Raw genomic sequence first — 16,834 nt, 5'->3', positions numbered from 1 at the left:
TCAGGCCTTGTCGCGGGCTTCGCCCGAGCCGAACAGGTTGGACACGCACCGGCCGCAGATCTCGGGGTGGTCCGGGTCCTGGCCGACGTCCAGGCGCCAGTGCCAGCAGCGCTCGCACTTCTTGTGCTTGGAGGGCGTCACCTCGATGCGCGTCTCGCCTTCGCCGGCGTGCACGGTGGCGCGCGAGACGATCAGCACGAAGCGCAGGTCGTCGCCCAGGCTGGCCAGCAGTTGCTGGTCTTCGCCGCTGGCGTACAGGTCGACCTCGGCCTGCAGCGACGAACCGATGTCGCCGGCCGTGCGCACTTCTTCCAGCTTGCGCTGGACCTCGGCGCGGATGGCGCGCAGGCGCGCCCACTTGGCCGACAGGGCCTCGGCGTCCGCGAACGGCGGCAGCGCGTGGTAGACCTCGGTGAAGATGGTGACGCGGGCCGCGTCGGCCTGGTGCTTCAGGGCCGAGCCGACCAGTTCCTTCCAGGCCTCTTCGGCCGTGAACGACAGGATCGGCGCCATCAGCTTGAGCAGCGTCTGGGTGATGTCCAGCAGCGCGGTCTGGGCCGAGCGGCGGGCCACGCTGTCCACTTTCGAGGTGTACAGGCGGTCTTTCAGGATATCCAGGTAGAACGCGCCCAGGTCTTCCGAGCAGAACGTCTGCAGGCGCGAGACCGCCGGGTGGAAGTCATAGCGCTCGTAGTGGCCCTGCACCTCGGCCTGCATCTGCGCGGTCATGGCCAGCGCATAGCGGTCGATCTCGAACAGCTCGCCGTAGGGCACGGACTGCGACACGGCGTCGAAGTCGGCCAGGTTGGCCAGCAGGAAGCGCAGCGTGTTGCGGATGCGGCGGTAGCCCTCGACCACGCGCTTGAGGATCTCGTCGGAGATCGACAATTCGCCCGAATAGTCGGTGGAGGCGACCCACAGGCGCAGGATCTCGGCGCCCAGCGAATCGGACACCTTCTGCGGCGCGATCACGTTGCCGACCGACTTGCTCATCTTGCGGCCCTGGCCGTCCACCACGAAGCCGTGCGTGAGCAGCGCCTTGTAGGGCGGCTGGCCATACAGCATGCAGCCGGTCAGCAGCGACGAATGGAACCAGCCGCGGTGCTGGTCGGAGCCTTCCAGGTAGAGGTCGGCGGGCCAGCCCAGTTCGGCGCCGTGCGAGCCGGCGAAATCGCCGTCCTTGCCGCCCAGCACGGTGGCGTGGGTGCTGCCCGAGTCGAACCACACGTCCAGCGTGTCGCGGTTCTTTTCGTATTGATCGGCTTCGTCGCCCAGCAGCTCGCGCGGGTCCAGCGTCTGCCAGGCCTCGATGCCGCCTTGCTCGACGCGTTGCGCGACCTGTTCCAGCAGCTCGGAAGTGCGCGGGTGCAGCGCGCCGGTTTCCCTGTGCACGAAGAAAGCCATCGGCGTGCCCCACTGGCGCTGGCGCGACAGGGTCCAGTCCGGACGGTTGGCGATCATGGCGTGCAGGCGGGCGCGGCCCCAGGCCGGGTAGAAGGCGGTGGCGTCGATGCCGGCCAGCGCCGATTCGCGCAGGGTCGGGCCGCCGTCCTTGGGCTTGATGTCCATGCCGGCGAACCATTGGCTGGTGGCGCGGTAGATGATGGGCGTCTTGTGGCGCCAGCAGTGCATGTAGCTGTGCTTGTGCTTTTCCACGTGCATCAGCGCGCCGGCTTCCTGCAGGGCCTCGACGATCTTGGGGTTGGCGTCCCAGATCGACAGGCCGCCGAACAGCGCCAGGCTGTCGACGTACTTGCCGTCGCCCATGACGGGGCTGATGAAGTCGGTGTCCTTCATGCCGTGCTCCTTGCACGAGATGAAGTCCTCGATACCGTAGGCGGGGGCCGAGTGCACCACGCCGGTGCCGGAGTCGGCCGTGACGTAGTCGCCCAGGTAGACCGGGGCCTTGCGGTCGTAGGCGGCTTCGAACTGCGCCAGCGGATGCCGGAATTCGATGCCCGACAGCGCCGCGCCGGGGGCGGTGGCGATGACTTCGCCTTCCAGGTTCCAGGCCTTCAGGCAGGCTTCGACGCGTTCGCGCGCGACCAGCAGCAGCGGGCCGAACTTGGGCGCGGGCGACACGCGCACCAGCGCGTATTCGATTTCGGGGTGCAGGTTCAGCGCCTGGTTGGACGGGATGGTCCAGGGCGTGGTGGTCCAGATGACGATGGCGCCATCGTCGACCTTGTCCAGGCCGAAGGCCTTGGCCAGCTTGCCGTGCTCGGCGAACGGGAAGGCCACGTCCACCGCCGGATCGACGCGGTCGGCGTATTCGACCTCGGCCTCGGCCAGCGCGGAACCACAGTCGAAACACCAGTTCACGGGCTTGAGGCCGCGGAACACGTAGCCCTTGTCCAGGATGCGGCCCAGGGCGCGGATCTCGTCGGCTTCATTGCTGAAGTTCATCGTCATGTAGGGACGATCCCACTCGCCCAGCACGCCCAGGCGCTTGAAGTCCTTGCGCTGGCGGTCGATCTGCTCGAGCGCGTAGGCGCGCGCCTTGGACTGCACCTCGGCCACGGGCAGGTGCTTGCCGTACTTCTTTTCGATCTGGATCTCGATCGGCATGCCGTGGCAATCCCAGCCCGGCACGTAGTGCGCGTCGTAGCCGGCCATGTTGCGGCTCTTGACGATGATGTCCTTCAGGATCTTGTTGACCGCGTGGCCGATGTGGATGTCACCGTTGGCGTAGGGCGGGCCGTCGTGCAGCACGAAGCGCGGACGGCCGCGGCTGGCGGCGCGGATGGCCTGGTAGACGTGGTTTTCCTCCCACTGCGCAATCCAGGCGGGCTCGCGCTTGGCGAGGTCGCCCCGCATGGGGAAGGGGGTATCGGGCAGGTTGAGGGTCTTTTTATAGTCCATGAACGGCAAAATAGGCGCGCGCGTTTCGCGCGTCTTCGGCGATGGCGGCAGTCAGGGAAGGGAGATCAGGAAATTTTTCTTCGTCCCGCAGCTTTTGCAGGAATTCGACACGCACGAGTTTACCGTATGCGTTGACGGTCTCGTCGAGCAGGTGCGCTTCCAGCAGCACGCGGCCGCGGTCCTCGACCGTCGGGCGCACGCCCAGGCTGGCCACCGCGGGCAGGGCGCGTTCGGCCAGGCCGTAGACCTGCACCACGTAGATGCCGGAACGGGCCGCGCAGCGTTCGGCCACCCGCAGGTTCATGGTTGGAAAGCCCAGGGTGCGGCCCAGTTTCTGGCCGTGGATCACGTGGCCGCTGATATGGAAGGGGTGGCCCAGCAGGTGGCGGGCGCGGTCCAGGTCGCCCACGGCCAGGGCGGTGCGCACCTCGGAACTGGAAATGCGGTGGCCGTGGCGGTCGGTGACGTCGGCCAGGGTCTGCACCTCGAAGCCATGGCGCAGGCCGGCTTCGCGCAGCAGGTCGATGTCGCCGCTGCGCTTGTGGCCGAAGCGGAAGTCCTCGCCCACCAGCAGCCACTTGGTATCCATCCCCCGCACCAGCAGGTTCTCGATGAAGGCGTTGGCCGACATTTCGGCCAGGCGGGCGTTGAAGCGCTCGACCACGACCTGGGAAATGCCGTAGCGCGCCAGCGCCGCCAGCTTGTCGCGCAAGCCGGAAATGCGGGTCGGCGCCAGTTCGGGGCGCTGGTTGAGCGTGGCGAAGTACTCGCGCGGGTGCGGCTCGAAGGTCATCACGGCGGGCGTCAGGCCCCGGTCGCGCGCGACCTGGCAGACGCGCGCCAGCATGGCCTGGTGTCCTCGGTGGACGCCGTCGAAATTGCCGATGGTCAGCGCGCTGGGAGCGCGCTGGGCGGGCGGCGGAAGGGATCGGTGGATGCGCAGCGGTGGTTTCACGAGCGAGAGTTTACAATTTTGGATTACGGGATTGTTCGTCATCCCCAATTTGGATCGCTCATCTTGCCGGAAACCTCTACACCACCGCGTCGCATCGTCATCCTGATCTCGGGACGAGGCAGCAACATGCAGGCGCTGGTCCAGGCCTGTCGCCAACAGGGCTGGCCCGCCACGATCGCCGCCGTGATCGCCAGCCGCCCGGACGCCGCAGGCCTGGAATGGGCCGCTGCGCAGGGCATCGCCACCGCGGCCCTCTACCACAAGGACTACGCCAGCCGCGAGGCCTTCGACGCCGCGCTGGCCGCTGAAATCGACCTGCACGCGCCGGATTACGTCATTCTGGCCGGCTTCATGCGGGTGCTGACCCCGGGCTTCGTCAACCGCTACAGCGGCCGGCTCGTCAACATCCATCCGTCGCTGCTGCCGGCGTTTCCGGGGCTGCACACCCACGCGCAGGCGCTGGCCACCGGCGTGCGCGTGCATGGCTGCACCGTGCATTTCGTGACGCCGGTGCTGGACCACGGCCCCATCATCGCCCAGGGCTGCGTGCCGATCCTGGCCGGCGATACGCCGGAAAGGCTGGCCGAGCGCGTGTTGGAAGTCGAACACCAGGCTTTTCCGGCCGCCGTGCGCTGGCTGGCCGAAGGCCGGGTTACCCTGACGAATGACCACCGGGTGGACGTGCAGGGCGATCCCGACCGCCTGTTCACCTGGTCCGCGGCGGCCTGAGCCGACGCCCGCCGCGCAGCCGGGCCGCCGACGGCCCTGAATCGCTTTTATCGGGCGGCACCTGTCCGCCCCACTGGAATACACCATGAGCAAACCCCAATCTCCGCGTTCCCGCCCGGCAGCCCCCGGAGAGCGTGACGGCCGGTCCTTCTTCTCGCGCCCCAAGGGCGAGGCCCGCGCCGCCCAGGAGCGGGCGCCGCGCCCCGAGCGCGCCGCCGGTGGCCGGGAAGGCCGCGAAGGCCGTTCGGACGAGCGCCGCGACAGCCGTCCGACCCCGCGTCCGTCCTACGACGCGCCGCGTGGCGAAGGCCGCGGCGAACGCGGTTCCTTCGGCGGCGACCGGCGCGAAGGCGCGGGCCGCCCGACGCCGCGCCCTTCCTATGACGCGCCGCGTGGCGAGCGTGGCGCGTATGGCTCGGACCGCCGCGAAGGCCAAGGCCGTGGCGGTGAACGGGGTTCCTTCGGCTCGGACCGCCGTGAAGGCCAGGGCCGCCCGGATTCACGTCCCTCCTATGGCTCCCCGCGTGGCGAAGGCCGTGGCGGCGAACGCGGCTCCTTCGGTTCGGACCGTCGCGAAGGCCAAGGTCGCCCGGATTCACGTCCCTCCTATGGCTCCCCGCGTGGCGAAGGCCGTGGCGGCGAGCGTGGTTCCTTCGGTTCGGACCGCCGTGAAGGCCAGGGCCGCCCGGATTCGCGCCCGTCCTACGGCGCTCCGCGTGGCGAAGGCCGTGGCGGCGAGCGCGGCTCCTTCGGTTCGGACCGCCGTGAAGGCCAGGGCCGCCCGGATTCACGTCCCTCCTATGGCTCCCCGCGTGGCGAAGGCCGCGATGGCGAGCGTGGGTTCCACGGTTCCGACCGCCGCGAAGGCCATGGCCAGCGTGACGCCGCCCCGCAGAAGCCGCAATTCAACCGGCCGCGCCTGTCGTATGCCGCCAGCCGCATCGACCAGGTGCAGCGCGTGCTGGGCGAGATCCTGCAATGGACCTACCCGGCCGACGCGGCCCTGTCGCACTGGCTGCGTGGCCATCCCGGCCTGGGCGCGCGCGACCGCTCGGAAGTGGCCGAAGCCGTCTACGATGTGCTGCGCCACCTGCGCCGCTACCGCCAGTTCGGCGAAAGCGGCGTCGGGCCGGCTTCGCGCCGCCTGGCCATCCTGGGCCTGGCCGCCACCCTGGGCAAGGAAACGCTGCAGGAAGGCCTGGACCCGGCCGAAGCCGAATGGCTCCAGCGCGTCCTGCAGATCGACCTGGCGACGCTGCCGCGCGCCGTCCGTGGCAGCATCCCCGACTGGCTCGACGAGCGCCTGGGCGCCATGGACAGCCCCGAAACCCTGATCGAGGCGCTCAACCGCCAGGCCAGCCTGGACCTGCGCGTCAATCCGCTCAAGGTCGAGCGCGACGCCATGCTCGCCGAACTGCAACAGAGCGCCGGCCGCTACGAACCCGTGGCCATGCCGTACTCGCCCTGGGGCATCCGCATGGAAGGCCGCCCGGCCATCAACCGCTGGCCGCAGTTCGAGAACGGCAGCATCGAAGTACAGGACGAGGGCAGCCAGTTGCTGGCCCTGCTGGTGGCCCCGCGCCGCGGCGAAATGATCATCGACTTCTGCGCCGGCGCGGGCGGCAAGACCTTGCTGCTGGGCGCGCTGATGCGGTCCACCGGCAGGCTCTACGCCTTCGACGTCTCGGCCGCCCGCCTGGCGCGCGCCAAGCCGCGCTTTGCCCGCAGCGGCCTGTCCAACGTGGTGCCGGTGGCGATCGACAGCGAAAACGATGCTCGCGTCAAGCGCCTGGCCGGCAAGGCCCAGCGCGTGCTGGTCGACGCGCCGTGCAGCGGCATCGGCACGCTGCGCCGCAATCCCGACCTGAAATGGCGCCAGCACCCCGAAGCGCTGGCCGAGCTTGGCCAACTGCAGGAACGCATCCTCAACAGCGCCGCGCGCTGCGTCGCGCCCGGCGGGCGGCTGGTCTATGCCACCTGCAGCCTGCTGGCCGAGGAAAACGAAGTGCAGGCAGAACGCTTCCTGGCCAGCCATCCGGACTTCGAGCGCCTGGACGCCGCCGAGATCCTGGCGGGCCGTTGCGACAACCTGAAGCTCGAAGGGCCGTACGTCCAGCTGCGTCCGGACGTCCACGGCACCGACGGCTTCTTCGCCGCCGTTTTCGAGCGCCGCAAGAAGAACGCCGCCGCGGGCGAGGACGCGACGCAGGCCGCCATCGAGGCCGATGCCGAGGCGCTGCCGGAAGAAGGGGCCGAAGCGGCGGTTGCGGATGCGGATGAGACTGTCCCCGCAAGCGCTGCCGCCGACCAGGACAAGCCTTCGGCTTGAATCCGCTGCCGGTCAGGCCAACGGCGGGTCCATCGATGGGCCCGCCGGCGGCGGCACGGCCGCCTTCCCGGCGGATGACTTGAGGAAGCGGCGCGGTAGCCGCGCACGGCGGCCATGCGGGGAGGCGCTGAAAGAGCAGCTCAGGGTGCCGCTTACGCACCGCTCGGGGGCGTTCGGGGTGGGGAAGCGCTCAGGGAGCCGGCGCGATGCCGAGCGTGGCGCTGTAGCGGCGTGTTCCCACCGTCTTATTCTGGTATTTGACTTCCCACGCCAGCGAATCGGACCCAGGCTGCCTGGCCTGGTAGACCAATTGCGCTATCGGCACTGTCTTATATGCGCAACGTCCCGAGTCGCTGGACTGGCCGCGGGTCTGCACGATGCTGGCGGTGCCCAGCCGCGGCTGCAGGGTGATGGTCACGCGCGGCGCGCGCAGCGCCAGGCAGTCCGACCCGCGGATCTCGTAATAGGACGCCAATACGGCTATGTCCCCGGTTTTCAGCGACTGCGCGGCGGCCGGTGCAGCCACGGACGCGATTGCGGCGCTCAAGGTGGCAACGAAATGGGGACGGGTTATTTTGCGGAACATCGTATGACGGTGGGAGCAGTGACGGCGGACCGAAGTGTGCGCCAGGCGCGTGGCGCCTGCAAGACAGCGGCCCAGCCTGACAGGAACTTTAATCGCGAAAGAAGGCCAAAACCCAGTGACTGCGCGAAGACGATTCCCTGCCAGGAAAGCGCCAGTCGCGTCGCGAACGGGCCGCCAACCCGGCCGCGAGCTTGCCGTCAAAATGTCAAAAGCAGGGCTTAGTCCTTGATTTCGCTCAACAACTATTTTGAAACTCCGTTGTCATAACGCGGCAAAGGTAAGCTAAACTTCAGGCACTCTTCAAGCGAGGCTCACTACAGCTTTATGGATTACATCCTCTCCTTCATTGCCGGCGGTTTGACCCAAGCCACTTGGTGGCAGATCGTCGTTTTCACCCTGGTCATGACGCACATCACCATTGTGTCCGTCACCGTCTTCCTGCACCGCAGCCAGGCGCACCGGGGCCTGGATCTGCATCCGGCCGTCATGCACTTCTTCCGCTTCTGGCTCTGGATGACGACCGGCATGGTCACCAAGGAGTGGGTTGCCATCCACCGCAAGCATCACGCCAAGTGCGAAAAGGAAGGCGATCCCCATTCGCCCATTCTGTTCGGCATCTGGAAGGTGCTGTTCCGCGGCGCCGAGCTCTACCGCGAAGAATCCAACAACAAGGAAACCATGGCCAAGTTCGGCCACGGCACGCCTGACGACTGGCTCGAACGCAACGTCTACAGCAAGCACAGCCTGTGGGGCGTGCTGACCATGCTTGCCATCGACATCGCCCTGTTCGGCGCGATCGGCGTCACGGTGTGGGCGGTGCAGATGGCCTGGATCCCTTTCTGGGCGGCCGGCGTCGTCAACGGCATCGGCCACTACTGGGGCTATCGCAACTACAACAGCCCGGACACCAGCACCAACGTGTTCCCGTGGGGCATCGTGATCGGCGGCGAAGAGCTGCACAACAACCACCACGCCCACGGCACGTCGGCCAAGTTCTCGGCCAAGTGGTACGAGTTCGACATCGGCTGGTGCTACATCAACATCCTGAAGTTCCTGGGCCTGGCCAAGATCAAGAAGGTCGCGCCCAAGCTCAAGCTGGATGACTCCAAGACCGGCATCGACCTGCGCACGCTGCAAGGCGTGATCACGCACCGCTACGAAGTCATGGCCCGCTACGCGGACGTGATCAAGAGCGCCGCCCGCGAGGAGCTCGCCAAGCTGAAGGCCTCGCGCCAGGACGGCAACGCCGAATGCGGCTGGAACAAGCTGCACAAGGTGCGCCGCGCCATCCACCGCAACGAGGACATCCTGCAACCGGAGCAACTCGAAGCCGTGGACAAGGCCATCGCCCAGAACAAGTCGCTGTCGACGCTGGTGCAGATGCGCCGCGAACTCGGCCGCATCTGGGAAAGCTCCAGCGCCAGCAGCGAACAGCTTCTCCATGACCTGCAGGCCTGGTGCCAGCGCGCCCAGCAAAGCGGCATCGCCGGGCTCGAGCAATTCGCTCAACGTCTGCGCCGCTACGCGGCATGATGCTAGAGAAACTCAATCCTGAACAACGCGCCGCAGTAACGTTAGAACCGCAGCACGCCCTGGTCCTGGCCGGGGCGGGCAGCGGCAAGACCCGGGTGCTCACCACCCGCATGGCCTGGCTGATTCAAACCGGCCAGGCCTCGCCTTTTGGGCTGCTGGCGGTCACGTTCACCAACAAGGCCGCCCGCGAAATGCTGGCGCGCATGTCGGCCATCCTGCCGATCGATACGCGCGGCCTCTGGATCGGCACCTTCCACGGCCTGTGCAACCGCATGCTGCGCGCGCATCATCGCGACGCCGGCCTGCCGCAGACCTTCCAGATCCTCGACGTCACCGACCAGCTCGCCGCCATCAAGCGGCTGATGAAGGCCAACGGCGTCGACGACGAAAAATACCCGCCGCGCGACGTGCAGCGCTTCATCAACGGCGCCAAGGAAGAGGGCCTGCGCCCCGCCGACGTCGAAGCCTATGACGCGCATCGCCGCCGCCTGATCGAGATCTACCAGCTCTACGAAGCCCAGTGCCAGCGCGAAGGCGTGGTCGACTTCGCCGAGCTGCTGCTGCGCGCCTACGAACTGCTGTCGCGCAACGCGCCGGTGCGCGAGCACTACCAACGCCGTTTCCGCCACATCCTGGTCGACGAGTTCCAGGACACCAACACGCTGCAGTACAAGTGGCTGCGGCTGCTGGCCGGCGGCGGCGCGGCGATCTTCGCCGTGGGCGACGACGACCAGTCGATCTACGCGTTCCGCGGCGCCAACGTCGGCAACATGTCCGACTTCGAGCGCGACTACGCGCACGGCACCGTCATCCGCCTGGAGCAGAACTACCGCTCGTACGGCCACATCCTGGATTCGGCCAACGCGCTCATCGGCCACAACAGCGGCCGCCTGGGCAAGAACCTCTGGACCGACCAGGGCGAAGGCGAACCGGTGCGCGTCATCGAGCAGCCCTCGGACGGCATGGAAGCGCAATGGATCGTCGACGAGATCCGCTCGCTGATCCACGAAGGCAGCCTGCGGCGCGAGATCGCCGTGCTCTACCGCAGCAACGCGCAGTCGCGCGTGATCGAACACGCCATCTTCTCGGCCGGCATACCCTACAAGGTGTATGGCGGCCTGCGCTTCTTCGAGCGCCAGGAAATCAAGCACGCGCTCGCCTACCTGCGTCTGATGGCCAATCCGCACGACGACACCTCGTGGATGCGGGTAGTGAATTTCCCCACGCGTGGCATCGGCGCGCGCACGCTGGAACAGCTGGCCGACGCGGCCCGCGCGCACGATTCCAGCCTGTACGCGGCCGTGGCGCTGGTGGCCGGCAAGGGCGGCTCCAACCTGGCCCAGTTCGCCCAGCTGATCCATCGCATGACCGAGGAAACGCGCGACCTGCCGCTGCCCGAAATGGTCGAGCACATGCTCGAGGCCAGCGGCCTGAACGCGCACTACAAGGCCGAGCGCGAAGGCGCCGAGCGCCTCGAAAACCTGAACGAACTGATCACGGCCGCGGCGGTGTTCGCGTCCGAGGAAAACTACGACGGCATGCCCGCCGGCGTGGTGCCCGAGCAGGCCACCTCCAGCACGCTGATGCCCGGGGTGGTCGATGCGGCGCCGGTGGCGTCCGACGGCCTGACGCCGCTGGCGGCCTTCCTGTCGCACGCCGCGCTCGAGGCCGGCGACAACCAGGCCCAGCAGGGCCAGGACGCCGTGCAGCTCATGACCGTGCACGCGGCCAAGGGCCTGGAGTTCGACGCCGTCTTCATCACCGGCCTCGAGGAAGGCCTGTTCCCGCACGAGAACAGCATCCTGGAGCAATCCGGCCTGGAAGAAGAACGCCGCCTCATGTACGTGGCGATCACCCGCGCGCGCCAGCGCCTGTACATCAGCCTGGCGCAAAGCCGCATGCTGCATGGCCAGACGCGCTACGCCATGCGTTCGCGCTTTCTCGACGAAATTCCCGAGCAGCATCTCAAGTGGCTGTCGCCCAAGGCCGGCCTGGCGCCGGCGCTCAGCGCCGGTGGCGGCTGGAACGGCAACCGCGGCGACGCCTTCGGCCGCAAGCCCACCAACACCATTGCGCCGCGTCAACCGCGCGGCACGGCCTCCGGCGTCACCGTCGGCGACAAGCAGTATCGTGTAGGGCAGGGCGTGCACCACGCCCGTTTCGGTGACGGCACCATCGTCAGCCTGAGCGGCGCGGGGCAGGACGCCCAGGCGGAGATCCATTTCCGCGATGTCGGGTCCAAGACGCTGGCGCTGGGCATCGCCAAGCTGGATATCGTTCAAGGTTGAAAGACATGGCCAATCAAGATTCCCCGAAAGCCGAACTGGCATCGCTGCGCGCCGAAGTCGACGAGATCGACCAGCAGATCATCCTGCTGCTGGGGGTGCGCTTTCGCTGCACGGACATGATCGGTGAGCTCAAGCAGGCCAACGACATGGACCTGGTGGATCCGGTGCGCGAGGACCAGCAGGTCCAGCGCATCCGGCGCCTGGCCGAAGAAGCCGGCGTGCCGCCGGCCCTGGCCGAGACCATTCTGCGCGAAGTGATCGACACCGTGGTCGATCACCACACGCGCCTGCGCGAACGTCCCTATTCGTGATGCGCGCCTGACGGCCGCTGTCCGCCAGGGCGCGGCCGTTCGCGCAGCGAAAGGTCCAATGGCCGCGGCTTTTGCCGCGGCCATTCTTTTTTCCAGCGCCGCGCTGTCGGCGGAGCGCACTACAAGGTCTTCAGGAACGCCAGCAGGGCGTCGATCTCGGCCGGGCTCAGGTCGAGCGGCTTGATGTGCGCCGACTTGCGCGGCGCATGCGGGTCCGGGGGATCGGCCGGCGGCGCTTCGCGGCCCATGCCGGCGTTGTACATCCGCAGCAGCCCCCGCAGGTCCGGGAACAGGCCGTTGTGCATCCATGGGCCGGCTTGCGCCACGTTGCGCAGGCTCGGCGTGCGGAACCTGCCCAGGTCGGCGGGATCGCGCGTGGCTTCGTAGCGCCCCAGGTCCTGGTTGCGGCGGCCGTAGAACGACAGGCCGATGTTGTGGAACTGGTGGTCGGTCAATAGCGGGCCGTTATGGCAGTTCATGCAGCGCGCCTGGGTGCGGAACAGGTGCAGGCCCAGCAGTTCGGTGTCGTCCAGCGCATCGGCGCGGCCGGCCAGGAAGTCATCGAAGCGCGTCTTCTCGGGGCGCAGCGAGGCCACGTAGGCGGCCAGTGCGCGCGCCAGGTGGTCGGCGTCGATCGCGGATGCCGGCGTCGATGCCGTCGTGGATGCCGTTGAGGTAGCCGCCGATGAAGCCGATGCAACTATTGGTGAAGCCGATGCAGCCGTTGGAGACGCCGCCACCGGCGCGCCGCCGAACGCCTCCAGGAAGCGCTTGGGATACATGTCGGTCTGCCGCAGTCGCGCCACCGCTCCGGCGGCGTCGTGGTTCATTTCCCGCGGGTCGTGCAGCGGCCCCATCACCTGTTCCCTGAGGCTGGCCGCGCGGCCATCCCAGAACAGCCGTGGCGCGAACGGCGCGGCATACAGCGGCGTGGAGCGGCGTCGGCCCATCAGCTTGTCCTCGCCCACCGCGAGCGGCAGGCCGTCGGTGAAGGCGCGCTGCGGCTGGTGGCAGGAGGCACAGGACACCTCGCCCTTGCGCGACAGGCGGGTATCGAAGAACAGCATCTGGCCCAGCGCCACGACTGCCGGCCGCGCCACGTCGGCGGCCAGTTCGGCCTGGCCGGGATTGGCGGCGGTCCATTGCAGCGGGGGGCTGGCGACGGGAGGGACCGGCGCCCATTCATGCCATTGCACGCCGGCGTCGATGGTGGGCGCGGGCCAGGCGGCCGCGGGTCCGGAATAGCGCGCGCGCAGGCAGGCGATGTTCCAGCCCGTCGGGTCGTGGCAAGCGGCGTTGGACGCCATGCCGGATGGCGTGGAGGCGGGCTGCTGGCCAGAAGCGCTGGACGCGGTGGCCAGCAGGAGGGCCAGCGGGATGGCATGCAGGACGGTGGCCAGGGCGTTCGGCCGGAGCCGGGATTTGCCACGCAGAGGCATCGATACGTTCCGTGTCGCGTTGGTGTCAGGCGTAGGACGCTGCGACGATTGCAATACCTCAGCACGCAATCGATGAATAATCTATATGGATTTCGATTTTTTGATTGATGCGTGAGATTCGATCGATGACCCGTGCCAGGCGCCTTTTGATTGGCGCCCCGTCGTGGCCGGTCCTGCCTTGCCGGTCCCTCATTCGCCAAGAAGACGGAATGCCCCGTCGGGATCCCGTTCGACGATTCCGCGCCGTTCCGCTCGCGACAGCAGGGGTTCCAGGATGTAGTCGATATACGCCATGCCATCCGGGCCCATCTTGATGCATCCCGCGCTGTCACCCGCCACCGGATAGCCGGTGTAGGCCTCGGCGTCGAGCACGAGCGCGCCGGGGCAGGGGGAGGGATGGGCGGCGGTCAGCAACCGGGTGTCGTCGGTGACATGCTTGCGGTAGAGATCGCGCGCGGTGTCCTTGAACAGGACCGGCCCGCCCCGCCCGCCGTGGTGCATGACGAAAACGAATTCCCCCAGCGGCATGTCGTCGGGGATATGGCGATTGGTGGCGGGACTGTGGTACCAGGCCACGTAGGTCGCCAGGTCGGTGTAGAAGGCGGCGATCTGGCTGCCGGGGGCGTCCTTTTCGCCGGCGGCTTGATGGTGCGCGTACCAGGCCTCGTCCGTGTACTGGAACAGGCCCGATGCGCTCGAGCCGGCGTCGGCGGAGCGCGGCGAGGCGCCGAACGCCGATTCGATATAGGCTATGTCCGCCGCGATCTGGATGGTCGGGGGGCTGAAGCCGCGCTGTCGGCCATGGTCCACGATGGCGGCTTTGACTTCGGTCTGGGATCGGCTCAATGCCATGCAAATGCTCCTGCGTGACGGCGCGGCAGGCGTCCCGATGGAGAACCCGCGCCGTGGCCGGTATGGCCACGGCGCATGTTAGGGATGAAGGCTGTGACGCTCCATGGCGCATGGTCTGATTTGTCGTCAGAAGCGGTAGCCGACCTGCAGCCAGAGTTCGCGCCCCGACTGATAGGTGCTGTTGTCGGCCGCCAGGTTGGGATTGCTTGCGACAATCGCGGGCATGCGGTTGAGCAGGTTCAGGATTTCCACCGTCAGTTCCAGGCGCGGCAGGAAGGTCGGCTGCCAGGTGAGCTGCGTGTCCCAGGTCCAATAGGACGGCAGGCCGCCCGACTTGTAGCTGTCCAACAGGTGCGGCGCGGGACCTTTGCCGACATACATGACGCCGTCGCGCTTGCCGCGCCAGTTCAGCATGTTGCTCCAGGCCAGCCCGGCCTTGGGGTAGGTGCCGGTGAGCGCGAGGGTGGCCACCTGGGGCTGGTAGAAACTCCTGGGCGGCAGGTCGATGACACGGATCTCCGAGCCGTTGTAGATCACCCGTTCGTCGGGGCCGCGGGCGTCGCCGCCATAGCCCGTGACCAGATCGGTGTTGGTCTTGCGCTTCTGCCAGCTCCACGAAGCTTGCATGGTCCAGCGGGTGGGGCCGGCATGCCAGGGTTCCAGCGTGTGCAATGTCAGGCTGACGGCGTCGGTGGTGGAGCCGCCGCCGTTGCGGTACTTGAAGCCCGTATTGATCTTGCCGGTCTTGATCCACTGCTGCCGGCCGTTGCGGCGCACATAGCTCAGCGAGCCCTCCAATCCCGCCCCGCGCTGTCGCAGCGCCAGCGCCCATTCGTCGTCATACGGCATGCGCAGGCCGCTGTAGTCGACCGAGAAATCCTGCTCGTCCGCGGGTACCGGCTTGCCCTCGAAGTTCGTCACGCGTTTCAACAACCTCAGGCGCCTGGCCTCGAGCGCGGTTTCCAGGACGGGGCCGCCGTAGTAGCGCGACCAGCCGCCGCTCAGCAAGGTGTTGCCCGACCCGAACACGTCCCAGTCCAGGCGCGTGCGCGGCGCCACGTTGTTGCCGCGGAACAGGCTCTCGTGGTCATAACGCAGCCCGGCATCCAGCGCCAGGCGACGCCACTCGATGCGGTCGGAAAGGTACAGGGCGGCCGTGCGGGAGCGTGCGCGCACGTTGCCCGGCCGCCACAGCGACAGGTTGGTATCGACGTAGGTGTCCGCGCTGCGGTAGGTGCGCGTGTAGGCCGTGGACAGTTGCGGACGCTTGAAGGCCGCGTCGACCTGTTGCATGTCGATCCCCGCGTACACGTTGTGCGTGAACGCTTCGGTGTGCAGCGGATCGAGATCGATACGGCTCTTGAGCACCAGGGTGTCCTGTTGCTTCTGTTCGCGGCCGAAGCCTCCCTTGAAATACGACGGCAACCCATACGGGCGCGTCGTCACCCACTCGCGGCTCATGGAGCGGCGGTTGCTCATGGCGTGGTCCCAGCCGGCTTGCAGCATCAGGCGTCCCGCGCCCAGGCGGTGTTCCAGGTTGCCGCTGACGCCATAGGCGCCAGGGTTGTTGTCCCAATGCGTGTCGCGGAACATGTTGCTGGCCAGCGTTTCACCGCGGTCGCTGTATTTCAGCGTCAGGTCGGCCACCGTGTCGGCGCTGGCATGCACGCTGAATTTTCCCAGGAAATTGTCGATGCGATCGCCATAGATGTTGGGCGTGCGCAGGGGCTTGCCCTTGTCGTCCACGCTCATGATCCAGCGTTCGATCCTGGACTGCCGGTGCGACATGGCCAACACCAGGCCGGCCTTGTCGTTGACGGCGATGTCGGCCACGGCCGAATAGAAGCGTTTTTTCCATCGCGGCGTGAAGCCGGGTTCTCCTTGGGCCCATTTGTTCTCCTGGCCGGGCGAGACGCGCTGTTGGGTCATGCTCGACGTATTCCAGCGGTAATCGAACTTCAGGTGGTTCTCGCCGGAAAAGCGGCGTAGCCGCGCATCGACGACGCCGCCGTTGAAACGCCCGTACTCGACCGGGATGAAACTGTCGCGCACTTGCACGGCTTGCAGCAGACTGGTGTCGATGAAGTACGACTGCGGATTGCTGGGCACGTTGCCCCCCACCTGGGCCAGCTGCTTGTTGGCCGGGTCGACGCGATTGGTGGCGTCGATGCCATCGATCTGGAACAGGTTCTGGTAGGGACTGGCGCCGTGGAACGAAATGTCCTCGACATCGAGCGAGCCGCGATTCCGCGAGCCGGCCGCGCCCGGGTTGGTGCGTACCGCCGGGTGGTTGGCCACCAGCGTGCTCAGGTCGCGGTTGGACGATGGCGTGGCGGCGATCTCTTCCTGGTCGTAGAGGCGCTCGCCGACCTGATCGCCATAGACGCGCACGGGTTCCAGCCGCGAGGTGCTGGCCGGGTCCGGCTTGTCGACGTAGATGATGTAGCGGTTTTCGCCGTCCGCGCGCAGCGCCAGGCCCGAGCCTTCCAGCATCTGGTCAAGCGCCAGTCGGGCCGGAAACCGGCCCCGCACGACCGGCGACATCTTGTTCGCCACCGCGTCGGGCGGGAACGAGATCTCCAGCCCGGATTGGCGGCCCAGTTCGACCAGCGCGTCGCCCAGCGGCAGGGAGGGGATGCACAGGCGCAGGGTGTCGGTCAGCGGCTGGGCGGCCGCGGGAATGGCCAGACCCAGCAAGGTGCAGAAAAGAAGCGTCGATGTGCGTGTGGGGTGGAAATGGCGTGGCATGAGGGCGTCCCTGGCTCCGTGGATGTCGGCAGTGGGACGCAGCAAGCCAGCCAGGACCTCAGTGTGAAGCAACGAACGGTCGGTCATATCGTCCGATTCCGTTGGAAGCGGTAGCCGACTTGCAACCAGAGTTCGCGAGTGGATTCTTGTTGACTGTATCGAGTCAGTTGTTGACATCGACACCTGCGAGCCGGCACAGGTC

Annotated in this window: 11 protein-coding genes; 5 read left to right on the top strand and 6 right to left on the bottom strand. The window is 67.4% G+C overall.

All coding sequences use genetic code 11. The features are described 5' to 3' along the window. Positions 1-2,862, bottom strand: coding sequence for an isoleucine--tRNA ligase (gene ileS, locus DK459_RS08270; protein ID WP_110134636.1), 2,862 nt, complete (start codon positions 2,860-2,862; stop codon positions 1-3). After that, positions 2,852-3,817, bottom strand: a complete 966-nt coding sequence (locus DK459_RS08265; RefSeq protein WP_026384487.1) for a bifunctional riboflavin kinase/FAD synthetase — start codon at positions 3,815-3,817, stop codon at positions 2,852-2,854. Before DK459_RS08265 ends, ileS begins: the two co-directional genes overlap by 11 nt. Positions 3,818-3,880: 63 nt before the next feature. On the opposite strand from DK459_RS08265, the gene purN reads away from it, so the two are divergent. Both purN and DK459_RS31185 read left to right on the top strand, forming a co-directional pair. Continuing rightward, complete coding sequence (gene purN, locus DK459_RS08260; RefSeq protein WP_006383945.1) at positions 3,881-4,546, top strand: phosphoribosylglycinamide formyltransferase; 666 nt, start codon at positions 3,881-3,883, stop codon at positions 4,544-4,546. Between the two features lie 958 nt (positions 4,547-5,504). Next, the gene (locus DK459_RS31185) at positions 5,505-6,875 is read left to right on the top strand and encodes an RsmB/NOP family class I SAM-dependent RNA methyltransferase (RefSeq protein WP_047991655.1); all 1,371 of its coding nucleotides are present in this window, start codon (positions 5,505-5,507) and stop codon (positions 6,873-6,875) included. 190 nt (positions 6,876-7,065) lie between these two features. Here DK459_RS31185 and DK459_RS08250 read toward each other — a convergent pair whose 3' ends face one another. Continuing rightward, positions 7,066-7,350: a hypothetical protein gene (locus DK459_RS08250; protein WP_024069512.1), complete on the bottom strand. Its 285-nt coding sequence runs from the start codon at positions 7,348-7,350 to the stop codon at positions 7,066-7,068. Between the two features lie 435 nt (positions 7,351-7,785). On the opposite strand from DK459_RS08250, the gene DK459_RS08245 reads away from it, so the two are divergent. The 3 genes from DK459_RS08245 to DK459_RS08235 are packed head-to-tail and all read left to right on the top strand — an operon-like array spanning position 7,786 to position 11,593. Beyond that, positions 7,786-8,994 (top strand): fatty acid desaturase, encoded by a 1,209-nt coding sequence (locus DK459_RS08245; RefSeq protein ID WP_006384332.1) that lies wholly within the window; start codon positions 7,786-7,788, stop codon positions 8,992-8,994. After that, a complete protein-coding gene (locus DK459_RS08240) occupies positions 8,991-11,282 on the top strand; it encodes a UvrD-helicase domain-containing protein (RefSeq protein ID WP_035181277.1) in 2,292 nt (763 codons plus the stop codon). Before DK459_RS08245 ends, DK459_RS08240 begins: the two co-directional genes overlap by 4 nt. A gap of 5 nt (positions 11,283-11,287) precedes the next feature. Then, entirely contained in the window at positions 11,288-11,593 is a 306-nt protein-coding gene (locus DK459_RS08235; RefSeq protein ID WP_006384334.1) for a chorismate mutase, read from the top strand. Between the two features lie 119 nt (positions 11,594-11,712). Here DK459_RS08235 and DK459_RS08230 read toward each other — a convergent pair whose 3' ends face one another. The 3 genes from DK459_RS08230 to DK459_RS08220 form a co-directional block, all read right to left on the bottom strand. Continuing rightward, a complete protein-coding gene (locus DK459_RS08230; RefSeq protein ID WP_054498711.1) occupies positions 11,713-13,032 on the bottom strand; it encodes a cytochrome-c peroxidase in 1,320 nt (439 codons plus the stop codon). A 189-nt stretch (positions 13,033-13,221) separates the two neighbouring features. Beyond that, positions 13,222-13,884: a hypothetical protein gene (locus DK459_RS08225; protein ID WP_054436823.1), complete on the bottom strand. Its 663-nt coding sequence runs from the start codon at positions 13,882-13,884 to the stop codon at positions 13,222-13,224. 126 nt (positions 13,885-14,010) lie between these two features. Beyond that, complete coding sequence (locus DK459_RS08220) at positions 14,011-16,632, bottom strand: TonB-dependent receptor (protein ID WP_110134635.1); 2,622 nt, start codon at positions 16,630-16,632, stop codon at positions 14,011-14,013. Positions 16,633-16,834: the final 202 nt, after the last annotated feature.

Source organism: Achromobacter sp. RW408 (assembly GCF_003184165.1).
In the GTDB taxonomy this organism is placed as follows: Bacteria; Pseudomonadota; Gammaproteobacteria; order Burkholderiales; family Burkholderiaceae_B; genus Achromobacter; species Achromobacter xylosoxidans.
Note: the sequence above shows the minus strand (reverse complement) of the source record. Positions and strands in the feature narration are given on the sequence as shown.

Bases quoted from the DNA above. Each gene is read 5' to 3' on its own strand.
- ileS (WP_110134636.1), bottom strand. From the start codon at position 2,862: ATGGACTATAAAAAGACCCTCAACCTGCCCGATACCCCCTTCCCCATG.
- DK459_RS08245 (WP_006384332.1), top strand. From the start codon at position 7,786: ATGGATTACATCCTCTCCTTCATTGCCGGCGGTTTGACCCAAGCCACT.
- DK459_RS08240 (WP_035181277.1), top strand. From the start codon at position 8,991: ATGATGCTAGAGAAACTCAATCCTGAACAACGCGCCGCAGTAACGTTA.
- DK459_RS08235 (WP_006384334.1), top strand. From the start codon at position 11,288: ATGGCCAATCAAGATTCCCCGAAAGCCGAACTGGCATCGCTGCGCGCC.
- DK459_RS08230 (WP_054498711.1), bottom strand. From the start codon at position 13,032: ATGCCTCTGCGTGGCAAATCCCGGCTCCGGCCGAACGCCCTGGCCACC.
- DK459_RS08225 (WP_054436823.1), bottom strand. From the start codon at position 13,884: ATGGCATTGAGCCGATCCCAGACCGAAGTCAAAGCCGCCATCGTGGAC.
- DK459_RS08220 (WP_110134635.1), bottom strand. From the start codon at position 16,632: ATGCCACGCCATTTCCACCCCACACGCACATCGACGCTTCTTTTCTGC.